Here is a 21,640-nt window from a genome sequence, read left to right as displayed (position 1 = left end):
TATGAGCAGTGAACTCATGAGTCTTACTTGGGTAGCAACGCTGACGGCAGTTTTGTGGATCCCTTACATACTGAATATGATCGCCGTTCGCGGTCTGATCGATGCTGTGGGCTATCCGGTTGAACCCAAGCCCTTGTCCGGCTGGGCTCAAAAGATGAAGTTGGCGCACGCCAATGCTGTGGAAAACCTTGTGGTGTTCGCGGCGCTGGTACTTGTTGCGAACGCGGTTGGTGTCAGCAATGACACTACCGTCATGGCGTGCCAGGTGTATTTTTATGCTCGTCTGGTACACGTGTTTGCGTACACGTTCTCTGTTCCGTGGGTACGTACATTGGCGTTTGCAGTTGGCTTTATTTGCCAGATGGCTATCGCGTTGCAACTGCTGTAAACGCTGCCAGGTATGTGGCGTCGCTGCGTTGCGTTACGTGGCGGTTATAAAGCACGAAACGTGGCGAAAAAGCATGTGGCGCGGGCCAGCTAAGTCGTGCGGCCGCGTGACTCACGCCAAGCCTGCTGCTTTTCTTCCAGTTCTGACCAGCGGTCAATAAGTTGCTCAAGCGTTGCCTGTTTTTCGGCAAGCTCGTCGAGTACAGGCTGTGCGGCTTCATGACCCGCCGCGTAGAAATCTGCCGCGGCAACTTTCAGCTGCAGCGCGTCGATTTGCTTTTCAAGTTGCTCGATCGTCTCTGGCAATGCATCCAGTTCGCGTTGTTCGTGATATTTCAGTTTCTCGGCGCCGCTGGCTGCTTGTGCCTCTCGTTTTTCTTCGCGGCGCTCCGCTGCCTTCTGTGCCGGGTTTTCCATTTCGGCCAGGGCTTGTCCCTGGCGCAGCCAGTCGCTGTATCCGCCGACGTGCTCCCTGACGACGCCGTTTGCTTCGAACACGATGGTGCTGGTGACCACGTTATCCAGAAACTGCCGGTCATGACTGACAACCAGTAGCGTGCCCGCAAACTGTGTCAGTTTGTCTTCGAGGACTTCGAGAGTTTCCATGTCGAGATCGTTGGTGGGTTCATCGAGAACCAGCAGATTTGCGGGACGGGTGAACAGTTTGGCGAGGATCACGCGATTACGCTCACCGCCGGACAATGCTTTCACCGGAGTGAGTGCGCGTTTCGGACTGAACAAGAACCCTTTTAAATAGCCGATGATGTGCCGGTCCTTGCCACCCAGATTGATATAGGTCCGGCCTTCGCCAACGTTCTCCGCGACCGATTTTTCCGGTTCGAGAGACTCGCGCAGCTGATCAAAATAGCCAACGACCAGATTGGTGCCGTGTTTTACCGTGCCAGTCTGAGGTTCGAGTTTGCCGAGCAACAAACGCAACAAGGTGGTTTTGCCGACACCATTGTTACCCAGTATTCCAATTCGATCGCCGCGCATGATTTGGATGGAAAAATCTTCCAACAAGACTTGTTCGTCATAGCGATAACTCAGATTACGGGCGCGTATTACTTTACGACCCGAACTTTCCGCTTCTTCGATGTGCATACGCGCGTTGTCATCCAGCGTCAGGCGCTTTTCCCGTTCCCTGCGCATGGCGACCAGTGCACGAGCGCGACCTTCGTTCCTGGTGCGACGGGCTTTGATGCCTTGCCGAATCCAGATTTCTTCCTGTTGCAGTTTTTTGTCGAAGCGCGCGTTCTCGGCTGCCTCGTCTTCCAGCGCCTTCTCCTTGCGGCGTTGGAAGTTGGCGAAATCGCCTGGCCAGCTGCTTAGCCGGGTACGATCAATCTCGACGATACGGGTGGCGAGTTTTTGTAAGAACGCGCGATCGTGGGTGATAAACAAGACGGCACCCTGAAAGCCAAGAATCACATGCTCAAGCCACTCAATGGTCACAATGTCGAGGTGGTTGGTCGGTTCGTCGAGCAACAAGAGGTCGGGTTTGCGTACCAGGGCACGTGCCAGTGCAACGCGTCGACGCCAGCCACCGGATAGCTCGCTCATGCGTTTGTGTGCCGGCAGGTTGAGTTCGCTGATCGTGCTTTCTACCCGTTGTTCGATTTGCCAGCCACCCAATGCATCGATTTGCCGGTGCAACGCTTCGAGCTCCTGCATTTCGGCATCGTTGCTGACATTGGCCGCCCGCCGGCTGTAGTCGTCCAGCAGCGACTGTGCATTGCCCAGCCCGGAGCGCACCATGTCGCTAACGCTCATGTCGCCAGCTTCAGGCAGTGCCTGCGCCAGCTGGCTGATTACCAGGTTGTCCGTGTAGACAACCTCGCCGCGGTCCGGCTCGATTTCGCCACTGATCAATTTGAGGGTGGTGGATTTGCCCGCGCCGTTGCGACCGATCAGGCAAACGCGCTCGCCCGTCTCAATGGCAAAGCTGGCGGCGTCCAGTATTTTCTGGTCGCCAAAATCAAGGGAAACGTCTTCGAATCGAATGAGGGACATGCTTTTGCGCTTACTTGCTCGTGTGGTGGCGGTGCACGGACGGCTGCGGGATTGAACAATCGTGGCAGGCACCGTACTGTCTGTCAGCAGTCTGCCGGGCCAGGCTGTGCAAGAGGATACAGGTGAGAGCTATGGACGAACAACGCATAATCGAGATTGAGACCAAACTTGCCTATCAAGAGGTGATGTTGGGAGAGCTTAACCAGGTGCTGACCGATCAGCAGTCACAGTTGACCCGCCTCGAGCGATTGTCGGCAAGGCTGATCGAACGTTTGCAGTCTATGGCGGCTAACGGAGAAGGTGCCGACGACGGCGGCGACGAACGCCCGCCGCACTACTGATTCACCGCAGGAGGTTACGCTATGGATCGTTCGCTTTTCCCCGACCTGATTCAGTCTTTGCCCGAATTCGACGGCCCGTTCGATGCGTATCGACTCGCCGCCGAGCGTTGTGAAGTGTTGTTCGCGTCGTACCCGGCCGGCACGGTCATTGCTGCCCACACTCATCCGTCCCGCAATGCAGGCGTGATTACGGCAGGCGAGTTGATACTGACGCGGGGCGAACAGGAAGAACGCTACGGAGTCGGAGAGTGGTATCAGCTGGAGCCGGAGGAACAACATGCGGCGCGGTTTGAGGTGGCGACGTCGGAGATAGAATTCTGGTTCAAGGTATAGTTCGCTTGGCGCCGGGGCGTCCACAGGAGCAGGCTGTATGAGTGATGTAAGCAATCCCTGGAACAGGAATGCGTGGCTGTGGACCGGCGTATTCCTCGCGGTTTTGATTTGGTCGGCAATCAAGCCGCACGACTACCCGACATGGTTGCTGGAAGTGATGCCGGCCGTCATCGGCGCGCTGGTTCTGTTGCTGACGCGCTCTCGGTTTCCGCTAACGCCATTAACGTATGCCTTGATACTCGTGCACTGTGTCATCCTGATCGTCGGTGGTCACTACACTTACGCCGAGGTCCCGTTATTTGACTGGATTCAGGAAGCGCTCGATCAGTCGCGCAACAACTACGACAAACTTGGGCATTTCGTACAGGGTTTCGTGCCAGCCATGGTCGCGCGCGAAGTCGTTGTCGTGAAGGGGGTTTTCAACTCTGCGTCGTGGCGCAATTTTTTCATTGTATGCTTCTGTCTGGCTGTGAGTGCGTTCTACGAGTTGATCGAATGGTGGGTTGCACTGATGTCGGACGAGGCCGCGGAATCCTTTCTTGGGACCCAGGGCTATATCTGGGATACGCAATCGGACATGGCATTCGCGTTGACTGGAGCTTTGCTGGCGTTGGTCTTTTTGGGGCGCTTGCAGGATAGGCAGCTCAAGGTACTATGAATGTTGCCCTGTATGCTGTGCTGGCCTTTAGCATGACCGGTCCGTCGTCTGCCACTGACCTTGACCGTAGCAAGGAGTGCGTTGTGCTGTTGCACGGCATGGCCCGCACCGAGCGTTCGATGGTGCCGATGGAGAAAGCGTTGACCGCGGCTGGCTACGCTGTCGCCAATGTCGGCTATCCGTCCCGCGAACACCCCATCGCCTTGTTGGCACCGTTAGCTGTCGACGAAGGTGTTGCCGAATGCCGGCGCTTGCGACCTGACGGGCCGATTCATTTCGTAACGCATTCGCTGGGCGGAATTCTGTTGCGTTACTACACCAACGAACAGCGGCTTGACGACCTCGGCAGGGTGGTTATGCTCGGACCACCGAACAATGGCAGTGCTGCGGCCGACAAATGGCGTTTGCTCCCGGGTTTCGATTTCATCAACGGACCGGCAGGTTCCGAGCTGGGTAAGGGTGATGACAGCGTGCCGCTCAAGCTTGGCGCGCCTACGTTCGAGTTCGCGGTGATCGCCGGCGATCGGTCCATTGATCCGGTTACCTATGTCATGCTCGACAAGCCCAACGACGGTCGGGTCACCGTTGACGATACGAAACTGGACGGCATGAGCGATTTTCGCCAGGTGCATGCCAGTCATGCCTTCATGATGCGGGACCGTGAAGTCATTGAACTGACCCTGGCGTTCCTGGCGAACGGGCGTTTTCCGGACGAGATTCAATGAGTACAGACGGAAGCCGCCGGTGCGCGTTCTTGACGATGGACAATACCGAAGGTTGGTCGATTGATGCGGATCTCGCCATTGCTCCGTTGCAGGCAAAAGGCTGGCGAGTCGAGGTGTTGCCCTGGCGCAGCGAACGCGACGACTGGGCCAGTTTCGACGGCGTCTACGTTGGCACACCGTGGGACTACCCGGATGACCCGCAGACATTCTTGCAGGCACTGCAGCGCATCGAAGCATCCGGTACCGTGCTGGCGAACCCCCTTTCGTTGTTACGTTGGAATCTGGCCAAGACGTATTTGCGCGATCTCGAATCCCGTGGCGTTGCTATCGTCCCTACTGAGTGGCTGGATACCCTGACGGAGCCGCTGTTGAACGGACTGCATGACAAGCTTGATAGTGAGCGCATAGTCATCAAGCCGGTCATCAGTACCAACGCTTCCAACACATTCTTGCTGGAGCGGGAAATCAGTCCGGAGATACGCGCGATATTGCTTGATACGTTTGCTGCACGCCCGTGCATGGCGCAACCGTTTGTGGCGGCCATCCAATCTGAGGGTGAGTATTCACTGTTCTATATTGGTGGCGAAATGAGTCACGCCATTCGCAAAGTGCCGAAGCCGGCTGATTTCCGGGTACAGGAAGAACACGGCGCCCGGATACTGGCGGTCGATGTTGAACCGGCATTGCAGCAAACTGCTGACCAACTTATGCAACTCATAAAACCCATGCCGCTATACGCGCGCGCGGATTTCGTCCGGGCCGCCGATGGCCGGTTTCTGTTGATGGAGCTCGAATTGATCGAGCCGTCGTTGTACCTTCGAATGGTTGACGCTGCACCAGAGCGGTTTGCCGTGGCGTTCGACCACTACGTGCAATCCAGGAGTGAGAAATGAAGACTGTCTGTCGATTTGTGTTGGGTGTTGTCGCCACAGTGGTGTTGTACTTTTCCGCTGTCGCCAACGCTGCGGATGCTGGAACTGTGCGGCTGTTGATGCAAACCAGCGAAGGACCGATCGAGATCGAGCTGTATGCCGACCGCGCGCCGCTGACAGTCGCCAATTTCCTCGCTTATGTTGACGGCGGTCATTACGACGGAGCCACCTTCTACAGAACGGTCACCTTTGAAAATGACAAGGGCAAGCCGTGGATAGAAGTCATTCAGGGCGGCATCGGCGATGCGCAGCCGGCGTTCCCGCCAATCGCTCATGAATCGACCGCAAAGACCGGGTTGACTCACGAGGACGGCACGTTGTCGATGGCGCGTGGCGATGTCGGTACGGCAGCCGCGGAATTTTTCATTTGCATAGGGGCGCAGCCGGGATTGGATCACGGCGCCATGCGCAACCCGGACGGGCAGGGGTTCGCCGCGTTTGGTCGGGTGACCCGTGGCATGGATACGGTGCGCCGCATTCATCTGAGCGATGCGAGCGCGCCATCCGAGACCCCATACACCGAGGGGCAGTTGTTGTCGGCGCCGGTGAAAATCACCTCCGTCGTCAGGCTTGAGACCAGCGACTGAGCTTAACGGCGTTTTCGGGCAGGCTTTTTCTCCGCCACGCCGCCCAGCAATGGGCGCAGGTATTCGCCGGTAAACGAATTCTTGTTGGCCGCTACCTGTTCGGGTGTACCGAACGCGATAATCTCGCCGCCACCGTCACCGCCCTCCGGACCAAGGTCGATAATCCAGTCCGCGGTTTTCACGACGTCCAGATTGTGTTCGATGACGACAACGGTGTTGCCGCGATCGCGCAGTCTGTGCAGCACTGCCAACAGCTGCTCAATGTCATAGAAGTGCAAGCCGGTGGTCGGCTCGTCCAGGATGTACAACGTACTGCCGGTATCGCGCTTTGACAGTTCTTTGGCCAGCTTGATGCGTTGCGCTTCACCGCCGGACAGTGTAGTCGCATTTTGTCCTAGGCGAATATACGAGAGGCCGACGTCCAGCAAGGTCTGCAGCTTTTTGGCCACGACCGGGACATTGCGGAAAAATTCCAGCGCATCCTCAACCGTCATGTCCAGTACTTCGTGGATGTTGCGGCCCTTGTAGCGTATCTCCAGGGTTTCGCGGTTGTAACGTTGACCCCGGCATACGTCGCAAGGCACGTAGACGTCGGGCAAAAAGTGCATTTCAACCTTGATTACGCCGTCGCCCTGACACGCTTCGCAGCGTCCGCCTTTGACGTTGAAACTGAACCGGCCCGGCATGTAGCCGCGCGCGCGTGCTTCCTGGGTCCCGGCAAACAGTTCACGTATCGGCGTGAACAGACCGCTGTAGGTTGCCGGGTTCGAACGCGGCGTCCGGCCTATTGGCGACTGCGAGATGTCGATGACGCGATCGATGTGGTCGAGGCCGTGCACGGCATCGTGTGCCGCCGGATTCTTGTTGACCCGGTTAAGGTCCCCGGCGACCGCCTTGTACAAGGTGTCGTTGATGAGCGTTGACTTGCCCGACCCTGAGACACCGGTGATGCAGGTCATCAAGCCAATCGGAAAGGACGCACTGACGTTCTTGAGGTTATTGCCGCGTGCTCCTTCGATTCGGATCTCGCGTTTCGGATCAGCCTTATGCCGCTCCTCAGGCATTGCGATAACCCGGCGGCCCGACAGGTACTGGCCGGTCAACGAACGTTCGTTGTTCTTGACGTCATCCGGTGTGCCCATTGCGACGACCTGGCCGCCGTGGACGCCTGCGCCGGGACCAAGATCGACAACGTAATCGGCGGCCAGTATGGCTTCTTCATCATGCTCGACGACGATCACCGTATTGCCGATGTCACGCAGGTGTATCAGCGTACCGAGCAAGCGTTGGTTGTCGCGCTGGTGCAGACCAATGGACGGTTCATCGAGTATGTACATCACGCCGACAAGACCGGAGCCGATCTGGCTGGCCAGGCGTATGCGCTGCGCTTCGCCGCCGGACAAAGTGTCCGCACTGCGATTAAGCGACAGGTAGTCGAGACCCACGTCGCTGAGAAAGCCCAGGCGCGCGCCAATTTCCTTGACGATCTTGTCAGCAATGGTCTGACGCCAGCCTTCGAGTTTCAGCTGGGAGAAAAATTCGCGTGCGTGGCCAACGGACAGGTCAGAAATTTCCGGCAACGAACGGTCTGTAATGAAGACATTGCGAGCCGCACGGTTCAGACGCGTGCCATTGCATTCGGGGCAGGGCTGACTGTTTAGGAAGCGACTCAATTCCTCGCGAACGGCTGAGGATTCGGTTTCCTTGTAACGGCGTTCAAGATTGGGAATGACACCTTCAAAGCGGTGTTTCTGCCGTATCTGCATGCCGCGGGTGTTTTCGTAGTGAAACTCGATCTTTTCCTTGCCACTGCCCTGCAACACGATTTTCTGCAGCTTGTCGTCCAGTTCCGAAAATGGTGTTTCTATGTCGAACTTGTAGTGATCGGCGATGCTCTTGATCATCTGGAAGTAATACGTCGTCTTTCGGTCCCAGCCGCGAATTGCGCCGCCGGCGAGTGACAGATCAGAGTTGACGACGACCCGCTCGGGATCAAAAAACTGCTTGACGCCGAGTCCGTCGCAGGTAGGGCAGGCACCGTTCGGATTGTTGAACGAGAACAACCGCGGCTCAAGTTCGGTGAGACTGTAGCCGCAAACATTGCAGGCGAATCGGTCAGAAAAGACGAGCTCGTCGCGCTCCGGCTCTTGCATGAACACAATCCGTGCAGTGCCGTCAGCCAGCTTCAATGCTGTTTCAAACGATTCTGCCAGGCGCTGTTTCAGGTCTGCCTTCACTTTGAAGCGATCAATGACCGCATCGATATTGTGCTTGCGGCGCAGGTCCAGTTTCGGCGGTTCGTCGAGTTCGTACACTTCGCCATTGATGCGCGCACGTATGAAGCCCTGTGCCTGCAGATCCCGCATCAATTGCAGGTGTTCGCCTTTGCGGTTGGCCACGACCGGTGCCAGCAGCATCAGGCGCGTGCCTTCCGGCAATGCGAGCACCTGGTCGACCATCTGACTGACGGTTTGCGCTTCCAGCGCGGTGCCGTGATCCGGGCAGCGCGGTGTGCCGGCGCGGGCGTACAGCAGGCGCAGGTAGTCATAGATTTCCGTGACTGTGCCCACCGTGGAGCGCGGATTGTGCGAGGTCGATTTTTGCTCGATGGAGATCGCCGGCGACAAGCCGTCGATGTGATCGACATCGGGCTTTTCCATCATCGACAGGAACTGCCGGGCGTAAGCGGACAGCGACTCGACATAGCGCCGCTGACCCTCCGCATAGATCGTGTCGAATGCCAGCGACGATTTACCGGAGCCGGACAGGCCGGTGATGACGATCAGCTGGTCCCGCGGGAGGCTCAGATCGAGATTCTTGAGGTTGTGCGTACGAGCGCCGCGGATATTGATGGATTTCATTACTGGGCTTTCAACTTGTGGCTGGCATGCGGGTGAGACATCGCGAAACAACCTGCTAATATACGCCGCTGCCTGACGCAGGCGCAAAGCGACGGCCCAAACATGTACTGATCCTGGCGTACATTGTTTCGCTCGCAGCCGTGCACTGCAGTCATTCATCCCGTGCTTAATCAGCCGTTTACCGTCAAACCGGGTTCGCATGTCAGAAACACAATCAGGATTCTTCGGCGCGATGTTGCCTGCCGAGCGCCGCGCGATCGGCGTCATTGCAGCGATCGCCATGTTCCGCATGTTCGGCCTGTTCGCCTTGTTACCGGTGCTGGCGGTGTACGCAGCGCAACTTGATGGTGCAACGCCCTTGCTGATCGGACTCGCGGTTGGCGGTTACGGGCTGACCCAGGCGTTGTTGCAGGTGCCATTCGGTGCGTGTTCGGACCGTGTGGGCCGTATTCCCGTGATTGTCTTCGGACTGCTGCTGTTTGCCGCCGGCAGCGTGCTTGCGGCCGAGAGTACAGCTATCTGGGGCGTTATTGCTGGCCGTTTGCTGCAAGGCGCCGGCGCAGTCTCCGCAACGCTGACTGCTTTGCTCGCGGATGCGAGCCGGGAACAGATTCGGACCCGCAGCATGGCGGTACTTGGCATCAGTATTGGCAGCTCATTTCTGCTGGCGTTGATTTTCGGCCCGGTGATTGCCGCGGCAGGCGGCGTACGATCACTGTTCTGGATGGCAGCCGCTCTGGCGCTGCTTGCCGGACTGATGCTGTTCCTGTTGCCGCGTAAGCTGGGCCGTACCCGGCGCAGCGTTCGCTTGCCGTTGACGGCGGCAATGCGCGGGCCGCTGCTGCAGCTCGATCTGTTTGTGTTTCTGCTGCATACAATGCTGACAGCCACGTTCGTTGCATTGCCCTTCGTATTGAGTGAGCGCCTCGGTATCGAGCTGGCCAGTCACTGGTATATCTATGTGGGTGCGTTGCTGTTGTCGCTGGTCGGCACGGTGCCATTGATAATCAGCGACGAACGTCGTGGCAAGCGCGGTACTTTGCTGATCGCAGTGACGTTGTTGATGGCAGGGCAGCTGTCACTGTTCCTGCCCGGTGGCAATCAGTGGCTGGTGTTGCTGGCGTTGGCGGTCTTTTTCGCCGGTTTCAATTTCCTCGAGGCGGCCTTGCCGGCCCGTTTGTCCATTCTGGCGGATGGCGAGCTGCGTGGCGCGTCTCTCGGTCTGTTTTCGAGCTGCCAGTTCAGCGGCGCATTCGCCGGCGGATTGCTGGGCGGCCTGTTGCTGACCGACGGCGATGCCGGTCGCGTCTTCCTGGCCTGCGCCCTGCTGGCTGGCCTCTGGTTACTGGTACTGGGATTGTCGGCACAGCGGACGAAAGCGTTGGAAACGACCTGAAATCGGACTGGCAATTGAGGTCCCAGGCTCTACAATAGGCAGCCCGCACAATACTCCAAGCGGCCGCACAGGCGGCCGCTTCGATACCGTCAAAGACCAATAACAGGAACCGCTATGGCCCGTGGAATCAATAAAGTCATCATCGTTGGAAACGTCGGGCAGGATCCGGAAACCCGCTACATGCCGAGCGGCTCAGCGGTTACCAATCTGACGATTGCAACCAACGAATCGTGGAAAGACAAGCAGAGCGGCGAGCAAAAAGAGCGCACCGAGTGGCATCGTGTGGCGATGTTCGGTCGCCTGGCCGAGATCGCTGCTGAGTACCTTAAGAAAGGTTCTCAGGTCTATGTCGAAGGCAAATTGCGCACCCGCAAATGGCAGGACAAGTCGGGCAATGACCGTTACACGACGGAAGTGATTGCTGACGAAATGCAAATGCTGGGCGGTGGTCGCTCCGGTGGTGGTGCGCCGGCAGCAGGTGGTTCTGCTCCGTCGGGTCCGGCACCCGGCCCATCAGTGGATGATTTCGACGACGATATTCCGTTTTAATAAAAGGGCATTCCATATTCGTTGCACCGTCATTTGGAGGTAGGGTTAAGCTCCGCCAACGCCAAATGATGCCGGCACAAACCCGCTGTAATACAGCGCGGCCGGCCCTGTTCGAACCTCAGGGAAAATGTAGAGTATGGGTGCCAACAAATTGCCGCACGGCGGCGAACTTCAGGAATTGTATTTGTCAGCGGCAGACGCGTCTGCCGAGAAACTGGCGGCCAGGGACTGGCCGTCCTGGGACCTGACGCCACATCAGCTCTGTGACCTTGAGCTGTTGCTCAATGGCGCCTTCTCGCCGCTGGATGGCTATCACAGCCGGGCCGATTACGATGCGGTCGTCAGTGGCATGCGTCTTGTTAACGGCGTGCTATGGCCAATTCCGATCACGCTGGACGTCACTGATGCCTTTGCTGCACAGCTGAGCGCTGGCCGGCGTATTGCCTTGCGAGACCCTGAAGGCGTCTTGGTCGCGACGCTGGAAGTGGGTGACATCTGGTCGCCTGACAAAGCCGTGGAAGCGCAGAATGTCTATGGCACTACGGACACCGCTCACCCCGGCGTCTATCAGTTGCTGAACAACACACACTCGGTATACGTGGGTGGGCAACTGCGCGGCGTTGAGCCGCCGATGCACTACGACTTCAAACACCTGCGTAACACGCCACGTGAAGTGCGCGAGCGCTTTCGCAAACTTGGCTGGCGTCGGGTAGTGGCATTCCAGACCCGCAACCCTTTGCACCGCGCGCATCAGGAGCTGACCTTGCGCGCCGCGCACGAGGCGGAAGCCAACTTGTTGATACACCCCGTAGTCGGGATGACTCGTCCAGGGGATATTGATCACTACACGCGGGTGCGCTGCTACGAGCAGATTATCAAGCATTACCCGGAGCAGACCAGCATGCTGAGTTTGCTGCCATTGGCCATGCGAATGGCGGGACCGCGCGAAGCCTTGTGGCATGCCATCATTCGCAAGAACTACGGCTGCACCCACCTGATCGTCGGCCGGGATCACGCGGGGCCGGGCAAAGACAGTAATGGAAAGGATTTCTACGGACCTTACGATGCGCAGGATTTGTTGCGTCAACACGAAGTAGAGCTGGACATCTCGATGGTGCCGTTCCGGTTGATGGCCTACGTCGAGAACCGTGCGCAGTACGTGCTGATTGACGAGACAAATGACGACGACAACGTGCTGCACATTTCCGGCACCGAACTGCGCCGGCGCTTGCAGGAGGGTCTGGAGATACCCGACTGGTTTTCCTACCCGGAAATCGTCGCTGAGCTGCAACGCACACACCCGCCACGACACCGACAGGGCTTCACGGTCTTTTTCACCGGTTTGTCCGGATCAGGCAAATCAACCATCGCCAATGCATTGATGAACAAATTGATGGAAATCGGTGGCCGTCAGGTGAGCCTGCTGGACGGTGATATCGTGCGCAAAAACTTGTCGAGCGAGCTGGGTTTTTCAAAAGAGCACCGCGATCTGAACATCGAGCGGATTGGATTTGTAGCCAGCGAGATTGCCAAACACGGCGGAATTGCCCTGTGTGCACCGATCGCGCCTTACGCTCGTACCCGGCGCACGGTACGCGAGACGGTGACGTCGGCCGGCGGTGGTTTCGTCGAAGTGCACGTCGCGACGCCGCTCGAAGTTTGCGAGTCGCGGGACCGCAAGGGGCTGTATGCGAAGGCGCGGGCCGGTATCATCAGCGAATTCACCGGCATCAGCGACCCGTATGAGGTGCCCGAGACGCCCGAAGTGCGCATCGATACCAGCGAGATCACACCGGATCTGGCCGCGCACCGTATCCTCGTCAAGCTCGAGGGCCTCGGCTACATACGGTAGATCGCTGATCAGGTTTTTCAATTAAATCAGTGATATGGGCGAATCGTGAGCGCGAAGCTATACATCAAAACCTACGGCTGCCAGATGAACGAGTACGACTCGGAGAAGATGGCCGACGTATTGCGGGCCTCGCACGGCTACGAGTTGACGGCAACGCCGGAGGAAGCGGATCTGCTGCTGGTCAACACCTGTTCGATACGCGAAAAGGCGCAGGAAAAGGTTTTTTCCGAGCTAGGGCGCTGGCGCTCACTGAAGGAAAACCGGCCGGACATGCTGATCGGCGTAGCCGGTTGTGTGGCGAGCCAGGAAGGCGAGGGCATCACCCGGCGCGCCCCGTTCGTGGACATGGTGTTCGGCCCGCAGACTTTGCACCGGTTGCCGCAAATGGTCGACAAGGTGCGCGCAGCGGGCCTGCCCGTGGTCGATGTCAGTTTTCCGGAGATTGAAAAGTTCGACCGTTTGCCGGAGCCACGCGCTGAAGGTCCGACGGCGTTTGTTTCGGTCATGGAAGGCTGCAGCAAGTACTGCACCTTCTGTGTCGTGCCGTATACGCGGGGCGAGGAAATCAGTCGGCCGCTGGACGATGTGATCGTGGAAATCGTCGCCCTCGCCGGGCAGGGCGTACGCGAGATCAACTTGCTGGGCCAGAATGTCAACGCTTACCAGGGGCCGATGCACGATGGCCAGATTGCCGATCTGGCGACGCTGATCTATTACGTCGCTGCCGTTGACGGGATAGACCGCATACGCTTTACCACGTCGCACCCGGTTGAGTTCACGGACAGCCTGATTCAGGCTTATGCGGAAGTGCCGGAGCTTGCGAATTATCTGCACTTGCCCGTACAAAGTGGCGCAGATCGGGTCCTGATGCGAATGAAGCGTGGCCATACCGCGATCGAGTACAAGCAGAAAATTCGCAAGTTGCGCGAAGTACGTCCTGATATTTCCATCTCATCGGATTTCATCGTCGGTTTTCCCGGCGAGACTGATGCGGATTTTGACCAAACCATGCAACTGATAACTGATATAGGTTTTGATCAGTCTTTCAGCTTCATCTACAGCGCGCGCCCTGGCACGCCCGCCGGTACCTTCGCTGACGACACGCCAATGGCGGTCAAGAAACAGCGCTTGCAAAGATTGCAGGCGCAGATCATCGAACAGGCGCAAGCCATCAGTGCCGCAATGGTTGGCACGAAGCAGCGTGTGCTGGTCGAGAAACCGTCGAAAAAAGATCCACAACAAATGTGCGGGCGCACTGAGAACATGCGTTGGGTGAACTTCGATGCACCAGCGTCGACGATCGGCCAGTTCATTGACGTCGTCATTACCGAAGCACTGCCGAATTCGTTGCGTGGCCGGGTCGCATCCCGCCAGGCGGCGGCCTGAATTCGCCGGCACAATCAGGTATTCCATAGGGCGCATGATCGCGGTAGGCTAAACCTCAGGCATCCACCTGCTTTGAGGGCGAATTTCTCACCATTGAACGCTGTACCCATATCCCGGGATATCATCCTGGAACCCGCCGATAACAACCGTCTTGCCAATCTCTGCGGACAGTTTGACGAACACTTGCGGCAGATCGAACGCCGCCTCAACGTTGACATATCCAGTCGCGGCAATCGTTTCCGGGTGACCGGCAATGAAGGCGCTGCGCAAATTGGCAGCAAGGTCATCAAATCTTTGTTCAAGCTGACCGGTAGCGAATACCTCGACCCGGAACGCGTACACATGTGCCTGCAGGAATCCGTTATGAACGAATCGAATGTCGCCGAGCTGGACCCGGAGGCCGATAGCAATGAGTCTGCGCGCTACGAAATTCAGACGCGGCGCAAACTGATTCGCGCGCGCGGCCTCAATCAGCGTGCGTACCTGAAGAATATTCACGACCACGATCTCGCGTTCGGTATAGGCCCGGCGGGCACGGGCAAGACCTACCTCGCCATTGCCGGAGCCATCGATGCTCTGGAGAATGAACTGGTCCGGCGGATCATTCTGGTCAGGCCAGCGGTCGAAGCCGGAGAGCGGCTGGGATTCCTGCCTGGCGACATGTCGCAAAAGGTTGATCCGTATTTGCGCCCGATGTACGACGCGCTATACGACATGCTGGGGCCCGAGCAGGTTGCCCGCCTCATAGAACGCAACATTATTGAAGTGGCACCACTGGCCTTCATGCGTGGCCGCTCATTGAACGAAGCCTTTGTCATACTGGACGAAGCACAGAACACCAGCGTCGCGCAGATGAAAATGTTTTTGACACGTATTGGTTTTGGCTCGCGTGCGGTAGTGACGGGGGACGTTACCCAAATAGACCTGCCAGCGGGCCAGACATCCGGCCTCAAGAATGCAATCGAAATTCTTGCGAAGGTCAAGGGTATAGGCTTCACCTATTTCACCCCGGGCGATGTCGTGCGCCACGAATTGGTACAACGCATCGTTGAAGCCTACGAGGCCGTCGGTCATGGCAAGGAACGGCGTTCCTGAGCGCGCCATTACAAGTGCATTTGCAAGTCGCCTGCGGCGGCGATGATTTGCCCGATGAGGCATTCGTGCAGCGTTGGTTACAGGCGGCGCTTGAGCATGTCGGCTATGCGGATGAACGCGGTTGTGAAATAGCCGTGCGGCTGGTTGACGCGGATGAAGGTCGCGACTTGAATAACCGCTACCGACAGCGAGACTACGCAACCAATGTGCTGTCGTTCGCTGGCAGTGAGGAGGAATTGCTGCCGGAGGACGAGCCCGTGGCTCTGGGCGATCTGGTGCTGTGTCCACCGGTGGTGCTGCGCGAGGCGGCCGAGCAGAACAAGCGGCCCGCCGATCATTGGGCGCATCTGCTGGTGCACGGGACTCTGCACTTGCTTGGCTACGATCACGAAGCAGCAGACGATGCCGCAGCGATGGAAAAAATAGAAATTGGTATTCTGGCGACAGCCGGTATCAGGGATCCTTATCAGGAACAGGTCCGCGGCTGAGAAATCAGGTGCTACAATGGCCGGCCGCCAGCGCGGCATAACTTCGCAGGAAAGACAGACCAGCTCAATGAGTGACAAACCTCCCAGTACCAGCGGCACGGGCAGCGCCGGCATCATCACGCGGGTAATGCGTGCGATCAAAGGTGAGCCCTGGAGCCGCGAAGAAATACAGGATCTCTTGCAGCAGGCGGAAAGCGTCTTCGATCCGGAGGAGCAGAACATGCTCGCCGGGGTGTTGGAGGTGGCTGAAACCCAGGTGCGTGAAGTAATGATTCCGCGCTCGCAGATGGTGGTTATCGAGCGCGATCAGAGCGTCGATGAGATGCTCAAGACCATTATCCATTCCGGTCATTCTCGTTTTCCCGTGATTGGCGAAGACCGCGATGAAGTTATCGGCGTGTTACTTGCGAAGGATTTGTTGCGCTATTTCGCCAGGCCCAACGGCGAATTGCGGATCGATGACTATTTGCGGCCGTTGTCAGTTATCCCTGAATCCAAGCGACTCAACGCGTTGCTCAAGGAGTTTCGCGACAGCCACAACCACATGGCGATTGTGGTGGATGAGTACGGCGGGGTGTCCGGCCTGCTGACGATTGAAGATGTGCTTGAAGAAATTGTTGGTGAGATCGACGACGAACACGACCCGGAAGAAGCGGACCCGATCCTTGAAGATTCCGAACGGGACGGCCGTCCTTGCTGGTCGGTGCAGGCACTGACACGTATCGAAGATTTCAACGACTACTTTGGCTGCGATCTCGATGACGAACTGTACGATACGATCGGTGGCCTCGTGATGCATGAGCTCGGTCGACTGCCGCGCCGTGGCGAGACCCTGCAGTTTGGCAATTTCGAGTTTCGGGTTGTCAAAGCGGATCGTCGACGTATTGATTCCGTTCAGGTGCAGCGGGCAACGAACGACGACGCCTGATGGCTGTCACCGGCAGTGAGTGGCTGCGGCGGGCCCTGACACAATCCGCCGCCCGGCGAGCAGCACTTTTTGCCTCGGGGGCGGCTTTGCCACTGGCGTTCGCGCCATTCGGCTACTGGTTTCTCGCACCGCTGCTCCTGCTGCCGATGTTGCTGGTCGGTCTGCACACACCGCCGCGAGTCGCGGCCCAGCTCGGGTTCTGTTTCGGTGCCGGACTGTTCCTGAGCGGTACTTACTGGATCTACATATCCATACACGACTTCGGCAACGCGCCGTTGTGGCTGGCGGTCGTCTTGATGCTGGCGGTCGTGGCCATCATGGCGGCCTGGTTTGCATTGTGCGGGTGGCTGCTGGCCTGGCTGATCGATGGTCGACCCTGGCGGTTACTCAGCGTGGGTCCGTCGGTGTGGCTGCTGGTGGAGTGGTTACGCGGCTGGGTTTTTTCCGGGTTTCCGTGGCTCACGCTGGGTTACAGCCAGATCGATTCACCGTTGGCGGGCTGGCTGCCGGTCGTTGGCGTTTACGGTGTGTCGATGCTGCTGGTTGCCAGCAGTTGTGGGTTGCTTTTGCTGCGTATGCCGCAGGCGCGGTGGCGGGCGGGTATCGTTGTGCTGGCGCCGTGGCTGCTGGGCAGTGGCTTATCCCAGTGGAGCTGGACTGAAGCGGCCGCCGAGCCCCTGGCCGTCACCCTGGTTCAGGGCGGAGTAGGCCAGGAGCGCAAATGGCTGCCGGAGCAATTTCAGCCAACCCTGCGGCTCTATCGGGATGCGTTGCTCGCTGCCCGTGAGAGCGACATTGTGATCTGGCCGGAAGTCGCGGTGCCGTCGATCAACGACCGTGTGCAGCCTTACCTCGACCTGTTGCAGAGTGATTTGCAACCCGGGCAAAGCCTGTTGCTCGGCATCCTGGAGCGCGAGCTGGAGGGCAGCGTAGAGCATATCTACAACAGTGTGTTGTTGCTGGACGGCGCGACCGAGCAGGCGTACCGAAAGCGTCACCTCGTGCCGTTCGGTGAGTATTTTCCGGTGCCGGCTTTCATTCGCGAATGGATGCGCATGATGAGTTTGCCGAACAGCGACCTCAGCGCCGGCGCGGCCGAACAAGCACTGCTGCGAACCACGGACGGCCAGATGATTGCGGTGGCGATCTGCTACGAAGATGCCTATGGCGCCGAACAACTGTACGCGTTTCCCGCGGCCAGCCTGATTGTCAATGTCAGCAATGACGCCTGGTTTGGGGATTCCATCGCGCCACATCAGCATCTGCAGATCGCACGGGTGCGGGGCGCCGAAGTCGGGCGGTACGTCATGCGTGCGACCAACAACGGCATTACCGCGCTGATTGCGCCCGATGGGGCCGTCATCGACACTGTGCCGCAGTTCGAGTTCGCCAGCCTGACCGTCCCCGTCACACCCATGCGCGGGATGACCCCGTATGCCCGAACGGGCAACTGGCCGGTGACCGTCCTGGCGGCGCTGATTGCCGGTATTTGCATCCGGCAACGGCGCTTAAGCCTCCGCCGCTGACCGGCACGGGCTGCGCACGGCCGCGATTCCAAGTAAGCTTGCCGATTTCCCGGATCAGGCAGTCCAGACTGCCGCCAGCCCGATTGAGATCAATGAGTAACGACGCAAGATATACGCCCGATGAAGTAGAACAGCGTGCCCGTGACTACTGGGACAGCAAACGCTGTTTCGAAGTCGACGAAGACCCGGACAAGCAGAAGTTTTACTGCCTGACGATGTTCCCCTACCCGAGTGGCCAGCTGCACATGGGCCATGTCCGGGTATTCACCATCAGCGATGTCATCGCGCGTTACCAACGCATGCAGGGCAAGCACGTTCTGCAGCCGATGGGCTGGGACGCCTTCGGCATGCCCGCGGAAAACGCGGCTATCAAGCGCGGCGTACCGCCGGCGGAATGGACGTACAAGAACATAGACTACATGCGTGGTCAGCTGAAGCGCCTCGGCTACGGCTACGACTGGAGTCGCGAAGTGACGACTTGCCGCCCGGAGTACTACCGCTGGGAGCAATGGCTGTTCACTCGCCTGTTCAAGAAAGGTCTGGTCTACCGCAAGAATTCGATCGTCAACTGGGATCCGGTTGATCAGACGGTGTTGGCGAACGAGCAAGTCATCGACGGTCGCGGCTGGCGTTCCGATGCACTGGTTGAGCGGCGCGAAATTCCGCAGTGGTTCATGAAAATCACGGCGTACGCGGACGAACTGCTCGACAACCTCGATTCCATGGACGGCTGGCCCGATTCGGTCAAGACCATGCAGCGCAACTGGATTGGTCGATCGGAAGGCATGGAGTTGTCGTTTGCTGTTGACGGTGAAGCCGAACCGCTGACCGTATTCACGACCCGCCCGGATACGCTGATGGGCGTAACCTACATGGCGGTAGCCGCGGAACACCCGATTGCGCAAAAAGCAGCGGCTGACAATGCCGACATCGCGCGCTTCATCGAAGAATGCAAGACCATGCAGGCCGCCGAAGCCGCAATGGAAACAATGGAGAAAAAGGGCATGCCGTTGGGCGTGTTCGCCACGCACCCGATCAGCGGCGAAAAAGTACCGCTCTGGGTCGCCAACTTCGTGCTGATGAGTTACGGCACCGGCGCGGTCATGGCCGTGCCAGGCCACGACGAGCGCGACTGGGAGTTTGCCAGCAAGCACGGCTTGCCGATTGTGCAGGTCGTCAAACCCGACGATGGCAGTAACATCGATATTGGCGCGGCAGCCTGGACCGGACGTGGAGTGCTGGTCAATTCGGGCGAGTTCGACGGCCTGAATTTCGATCAGGCATTTGCGGCAATTGCTGCGCGCTTTGAAGCTGAAGGTCGAGGCAAGCGCACGGTCAACTACCGTCTGCGCGACTGGGGCGTATCACGGCAACGCTACTGGGGTACACCGATCCCGATAATCTACTGTGATGATTGCGGCGCAGTACCCGTGCCGGAGAACGACCTGCCAGTCGTGCTGCCCGAGGACGTCAAGGTAACCGGCGTCGGCTCGCCGTTACGCGATATGTCAGAGTTCGTGAACGTGGATTGCCCGGAGTGCGGCAAGGCTGCGCGGCGTGAAACCGACACGTTTGATACGTTTGTGGAATCCTCCTGGTATTTTTCCCGCTACGCCTCGCCGGATAGCAAAGACGCGATGCTCGACAAACGGGAAAGTTACTGGATGCCCGTAGACCAATACACGGGTGGCATAGAACACGCGATTCTGCATTTGCTGTATGCGCGCTTCTTTCAGAAGTTGATGCGCGATGAAGGCCTGTCAGCGGCTGATGAACCGTTCACCAACCTCCTGACGCAGGGCATGGTGCTGAAAGACGGCGCTAAAATGTCCAAGGCAAAAGGCAATACGGTTGATCCACAGGAACTGATTGAACGCTACGGCGCCGATACGGTGCGACTGTTCATGATGTCCACCGCACCGCCGGAGCTGGCGCTGGAATGGTCGGACGACGGTGTGCAGGGCGCGCATCGCTTCCTCAAGCGCTTCTGGCACGCGGTGCAAGCGCATAGCGAGGCTGGCAGGGCGCCGGCTCTCGACAAGTCAGGCCTCGATGCGCAGCAAAAAGAACTGCGTCTGAAGACCCACCAGACCATCGCCAAAGTCAGTGACGACACCGGTCGTCGTTACAAATTCAATACCGCCGTGGCCGCGGTGATGGAATTGCTGAACGCCATAAACCGCTTCGACGATCAAAGCCCGGCCGGACGCGCGGTGATTCAGGAAGCGCTGGAATCCTGCGTGCTGCTGCTGGCGCCGATCGTTCCGCATATCTGTCACGAACTGTGGCAACAGCTTGGGCACAGCAGCGCATTAGCCGATGAGTCATGGCCTGACGTCGATGAGTCGGCATTGCAACAGGACACGGTCGAGATCGTGGTGCAGGTAAACGGCAAATTGCGCGGCCGAATCTCGGTCGCGGCCGATGCCGGCAAAGATGCCATTGCCGAGCTTGCGCTGGCCGACGAAAACGTCAAACGCTTCGTGGCAGACAAGACAATACGCAAGACGATCGTGGTACCGGGCAGGTTGGTGAATGTCGTTGTTTAGAACAACACTGTTTGCAGGTCTGCTGCTGGCGTTGAGCGCTTGCGGTTTTCAGCTGCGCTCGTCGCTCACAGTGCCGGCGCAAATGAGCAGCACCTATATTGAAACGGCCGACACCTACAGTCTGTTCTACCGCAAGTTGCGGCGCGAATTGCAAAGTGCAGGAGTGCGGGTGGTCGATAACAAAGCCGACGCCAGCGCCGTGTTTTCCATCTTGAGCGATGAAACGGATCAACGCGTATTGTCAGTATCCGCGCGCAATGTGCCGCGCGAATACGAAGTCTATTACTCGGTTTATTACTCTGTGCAAGCCGGCAATGCGGTATTGATGGAGCCGCAATTGCAGACGGCAACCCGCGACTACACCTACGACGAAACCCGCGTGCTGGGAAAATCTCGCGAGGAAGATTTGTTGCGCGATGCCATTGCCAATGACCTCGTGCGCATCGTGCTGATCCAGCTATCCGCCCTTTGAATTGAAGTTTGAGCGTGTGCGTCCCGGTTGAAATCGCGAACGCCGCAGATGGCGATCTGCCGATGTTGTGTATCGGAGACCTGCCACGCGCGGCCTTGCCGGCACTGGCAAGTCGTTTCGGGTTTAGCGTTGCTTTTGTCACTGACGGACAGCCGATTACAGGAAGTTTTTGGGGCGAGCCAGAGGCCGGCATCGTCGGCACGACATTGTATGTCCGCGGCGATACACCGTTGCACTCGGCATTGCACGAGCTGAGTCACCTGGTCTGCATGAGCGCGGCACGGCGTGCTGCTCTGGTACGGGACGCGGGTGGCGACGACGATGAAGAGTCGGCCGTTTGTTATCTGCAAATATTGCTGGCCAACGAGATTGACGGTGCGGGACAAGAGCGATTAATGAAGGACATGAATGACTGGGGCTACAGCTTCCGCCTGGGTACCACCGAACGCTGGTTCCGGGACGATGCACACGATGCGGCGTACTGGCTGCAGGCTCGCGGCATCGTGGATAAGAACAATTGCTTGCTTTGGCGCTTGCGTAATGATTGAGTGCGCAATCGTGG

The 21,640-nt window shown here is 58.2% G+C and carries 20 protein-coding genes; 18 read left to right on the top strand and 2 right to left on the bottom strand.

Features of this window, described 5'->3' with window-relative positions; genetic code table 11:
- Nucleotide 1 precedes the first annotated feature (1 nt).
- Entirely contained in the window at nucleotides 2-388 is a 387-nt protein-coding gene (locus BA177_RS13115; RefSeq protein WP_068616910.1) for an MAPEG family protein, read from the top strand.
- 89 nt (nucleotides 389-477) lie between these two features.
- Here BA177_RS13115 and BA177_RS13110 read toward each other — a convergent pair whose 3' ends face one another.
- Nucleotides 478-2,400: an ATP-binding cassette domain-containing protein gene (locus BA177_RS13110; protein WP_068616908.1), complete on the bottom strand. Its 1,923-nt coding sequence runs from the start codon at nucleotides 2,398-2,400 to the stop codon at nucleotides 478-480.
- 131 nt (nucleotides 2,401-2,531) lie between these two features.
- Here BA177_RS13110 and BA177_RS13105 point away from each other — a divergent pair, with 131 nt between their 5' ends.
- Genes BA177_RS13105 through BA177_RS13080 form a run of 6 tightly spaced genes read left to right on the top strand, consistent with a single transcriptional unit; the run spans nucleotide 2,532 to nucleotide 5,976 of the window.
- Entirely contained in the window at nucleotides 2,532-2,741 is a 210-nt protein-coding gene (locus BA177_RS13105) for a SlyX family protein (RefSeq protein ID WP_068616906.1), read from the top strand.
- A gap of 21 nt (nucleotides 2,742-2,762) precedes the next feature.
- A complete protein-coding gene (locus BA177_RS13100; protein WP_068616904.1) occupies nucleotides 2,763-3,074 on the top strand; it encodes a cupin domain-containing protein in 312 nt (103 codons plus the stop codon).
- A 37-nt stretch (nucleotides 3,075-3,111) separates the two neighbouring features.
- Entirely contained in the window at nucleotides 3,112-3,732 is a 621-nt protein-coding gene (locus tag BA177_RS13095; protein WP_068616902.1) for a DUF2238 domain-containing protein, read from the top strand.
- Nucleotides 3,729-4,457: an esterase/lipase family protein gene (locus tag BA177_RS13090; protein ID WP_197493027.1), complete on the top strand. Its 729-nt coding sequence runs from the start codon at nucleotides 3,729-3,731 to the stop codon at nucleotides 4,455-4,457. The genes BA177_RS13095 and BA177_RS13090 overlap by 4 nt, the downstream gene beginning before the upstream one ends.
- Complete coding sequence (locus tag BA177_RS13085) at nucleotides 4,454-5,350, top strand: ATP-grasp domain-containing protein (protein ID WP_068616899.1); 897 nt, start codon at nucleotides 4,454-4,456, stop codon at nucleotides 5,348-5,350. Before BA177_RS13090 ends, BA177_RS13085 begins: the two co-directional genes overlap by 4 nt.
- A complete protein-coding gene (locus tag BA177_RS13080; RefSeq protein ID WP_068616897.1) occupies nucleotides 5,347-5,976 on the top strand; it encodes a peptidylprolyl isomerase in 630 nt (209 codons plus the stop codon). The genes BA177_RS13085 and BA177_RS13080 overlap by 4 nt, the downstream gene beginning before the upstream one ends.
- A gap of 2 nt (nucleotides 5,977-5,978) precedes the next feature.
- On the opposite strand, the gene uvrA is transcribed toward BA177_RS13080, so the two are convergent.
- Nucleotides 5,979-8,837, bottom strand: coding sequence for an excinuclease ABC subunit UvrA (gene uvrA / locus BA177_RS13075; RefSeq protein WP_068616895.1), 2,859 nt, complete (start codon nucleotides 8,835-8,837; stop codon nucleotides 5,979-5,981).
- Nucleotides 8,838-9,036: 199 nt separating this feature from the next.
- On the opposite strand from uvrA, the gene BA177_RS13070 reads away from it, so the two are divergent.
- From BA177_RS13070 to BA177_RS13020, 11 genes are all read left to right on the top strand, one after another.
- Nucleotides 9,037-10,233 carry an MFS transporter gene (locus BA177_RS13070; RefSeq protein WP_231892446.1) on the top strand — a complete coding sequence of 399 codons (1,197 nt, stop codon included), beginning with the start codon at nucleotides 9,037-9,039 and terminating at the stop codon, nucleotides 10,231-10,233.
- A 114-nt stretch (nucleotides 10,234-10,347) separates the two neighbouring features.
- Nucleotides 10,348-10,782: a single-stranded DNA-binding protein gene (gene ssb, locus BA177_RS13065; RefSeq protein ID WP_068616893.1), complete on the top strand. Its 435-nt coding sequence runs from the start codon at nucleotides 10,348-10,350 to the stop codon at nucleotides 10,780-10,782.
- A gap of 136 nt (nucleotides 10,783-10,918) precedes the next feature.
- Complete coding sequence (locus BA177_RS13060) at nucleotides 10,919-12,634, top strand: bifunctional sulfate adenylyltransferase/adenylylsulfate kinase (RefSeq protein ID WP_068616891.1); 1,716 nt, start codon at nucleotides 10,919-10,921, stop codon at nucleotides 12,632-12,634.
- A gap of 45 nt (nucleotides 12,635-12,679) precedes the next feature.
- Nucleotides 12,680-14,020 (top strand): tRNA (N6-isopentenyl adenosine(37)-C2)-methylthiotransferase MiaB, encoded by a 1,341-nt coding sequence (gene miaB / locus BA177_RS13055; RefSeq protein WP_068616888.1) that lies wholly within the window; start codon nucleotides 12,680-12,682, stop codon nucleotides 14,018-14,020.
- Between the two features lie 93 nt (nucleotides 14,021-14,113).
- Nucleotides 14,114-15,115, top strand: coding sequence for a PhoH family protein (locus tag BA177_RS13050; RefSeq protein WP_068616885.1), 1,002 nt, complete (start codon nucleotides 14,114-14,116; stop codon nucleotides 15,113-15,115).
- 14 nt (nucleotides 15,116-15,129) lie between these two features.
- Nucleotides 15,130-15,603: an rRNA maturation RNase YbeY gene (gene ybeY / locus BA177_RS13045; protein WP_231892445.1), complete on the top strand. Its 474-nt coding sequence runs from the start codon at nucleotides 15,130-15,132 to the stop codon at nucleotides 15,601-15,603.
- A gap of 67 nt (nucleotides 15,604-15,670) precedes the next feature.
- Nucleotides 15,671-16,531: an HlyC/CorC family transporter gene (locus tag BA177_RS13040; protein WP_068619347.1), complete on the top strand. Its 861-nt coding sequence runs from the start codon at nucleotides 15,671-15,673 to the stop codon at nucleotides 16,529-16,531.
- The gene (gene lnt, locus BA177_RS13035; RefSeq protein ID WP_082990099.1) at nucleotides 16,531-18,057 is read left to right on the top strand and encodes an apolipoprotein N-acyltransferase; all 1,527 of its coding nucleotides are present in this window, start codon (nucleotides 16,531-16,533) and stop codon (nucleotides 18,055-18,057) included. The genes BA177_RS13040 and lnt overlap by 1 nt, the downstream gene beginning before the upstream one ends.
- Before the next feature lie 92 nt (nucleotides 18,058-18,149).
- On the top strand, nucleotides 18,150-20,606 hold the full coding sequence (gene leuS, locus BA177_RS13030; RefSeq protein ID WP_068616880.1) for a leucine--tRNA ligase: 2,457 nt from the start codon (nucleotides 18,150-18,152) through the stop codon (nucleotides 20,604-20,606).
- Nucleotides 20,593-21,078 (top strand): LPS-assembly lipoprotein LptE, encoded by a 486-nt coding sequence (locus tag BA177_RS13025; protein ID WP_068616878.1) that lies wholly within the window; start codon nucleotides 20,593-20,595, stop codon nucleotides 21,076-21,078. Before leuS ends, BA177_RS13025 begins: the two co-directional genes overlap by 14 nt.
- 62 nt (nucleotides 21,079-21,140) lie before the next feature.
- Nucleotides 21,141-21,626, top strand: coding sequence for a hypothetical protein (locus tag BA177_RS13020; RefSeq protein WP_068619343.1), 486 nt, complete (start codon nucleotides 21,141-21,143; stop codon nucleotides 21,624-21,626).
- Nucleotides 21,627-21,640: the final 14 nt, after the last annotated feature.

This window comes from Woeseia oceani (assembly GCF_001677435.1).
GTDB lineage: Bacteria > Pseudomonadota > Gammaproteobacteria > Steroidobacterales > Woeseiaceae > Woeseia > Woeseia oceani.
The sequence above is the reverse complement of the archived record's forward strand: the minus strand, read 5'-3'. Positions and strand labels throughout refer to the sequence as shown.

Bases quoted from the DNA above. Each gene is read 5' to 3' on its own strand.
- leuS (WP_068616880.1), top strand. From the start codon at position 18,150: ATGAGTAACGACGCAAGATATACGCCCGATGAAGTAGAACAGCGTGCC.
- BA177_RS13100 (WP_068616904.1), top strand. From the start codon at position 2,763: ATGGATCGTTCGCTTTTCCCCGACCTGATTCAGTCTTTGCCCGAATTC.
- BA177_RS13090 (WP_197493027.1), top strand. From the start codon at position 3,729: ATGAATGTTGCCCTGTATGCTGTGCTGGCCTTTAGCATGACCGGTCCG.
- BA177_RS13095 (WP_068616902.1), top strand. From the start codon at position 3,112: ATGAGTGATGTAAGCAATCCCTGGAACAGGAATGCGTGGCTGTGGACC.
- BA177_RS13070 (WP_231892446.1), top strand. From the start codon at position 9,037: ATGTCAGAAACACAATCAGGATTCTTCGGCGCGATGTTGCCTGCCGAG.
- BA177_RS13040 (WP_068619347.1), top strand. From the start codon at position 15,671: ATGAGTGACAAACCTCCCAGTACCAGCGGCACGGGCAGCGCCGGCATC.
- BA177_RS13080 (WP_068616897.1), top strand. From the start codon at position 5,347: ATGAAGACTGTCTGTCGATTTGTGTTGGGTGTTGTCGCCACAGTGGTG.
- ssb (WP_068616893.1), top strand. From the start codon at position 10,348: ATGGCCCGTGGAATCAATAAAGTCATCATCGTTGGAAACGTCGGGCAG.
- BA177_RS13110 (WP_068616908.1), bottom strand. From the start codon at position 2,400: ATGTCCCTCATTCGATTCGAAGACGTTTCCCTTGATTTTGGCGACCAG.
- BA177_RS13025 (WP_068616878.1), top strand. From the start codon at position 20,593: ATGTCGTTGTTTAGAACAACACTGTTTGCAGGTCTGCTGCTGGCGTTG.
- lnt (WP_082990099.1), top strand. From the start codon at position 16,531: ATGGCTGTCACCGGCAGTGAGTGGCTGCGGCGGGCCCTGACACAATCC.
- BA177_RS13085 (WP_068616899.1), top strand. From the start codon at position 4,454: ATGAGTACAGACGGAAGCCGCCGGTGCGCGTTCTTGACGATGGACAAT.
- uvrA (WP_068616895.1), bottom strand. From the start codon at position 8,837: ATGAAATCCATCAATATCCGCGGCGCTCGTACGCACAACCTCAAGAAT.
- BA177_RS13115 (WP_068616910.1), top strand. From the start codon at position 2: ATGAGCAGTGAACTCATGAGTCTTACTTGGGTAGCAACGCTGACGGCA.
- BA177_RS13105 (WP_068616906.1), top strand. From the start codon at position 2,532: ATGGACGAACAACGCATAATCGAGATTGAGACCAAACTTGCCTATCAA.
- BA177_RS13060 (WP_068616891.1), top strand. From the start codon at position 10,919: ATGGGTGCCAACAAATTGCCGCACGGCGGCGAACTTCAGGAATTGTAT.
- BA177_RS13020 (WP_068619343.1), top strand. From the start codon at position 21,141: ATGTTGTGTATCGGAGACCTGCCACGCGCGGCCTTGCCGGCACTGGCA.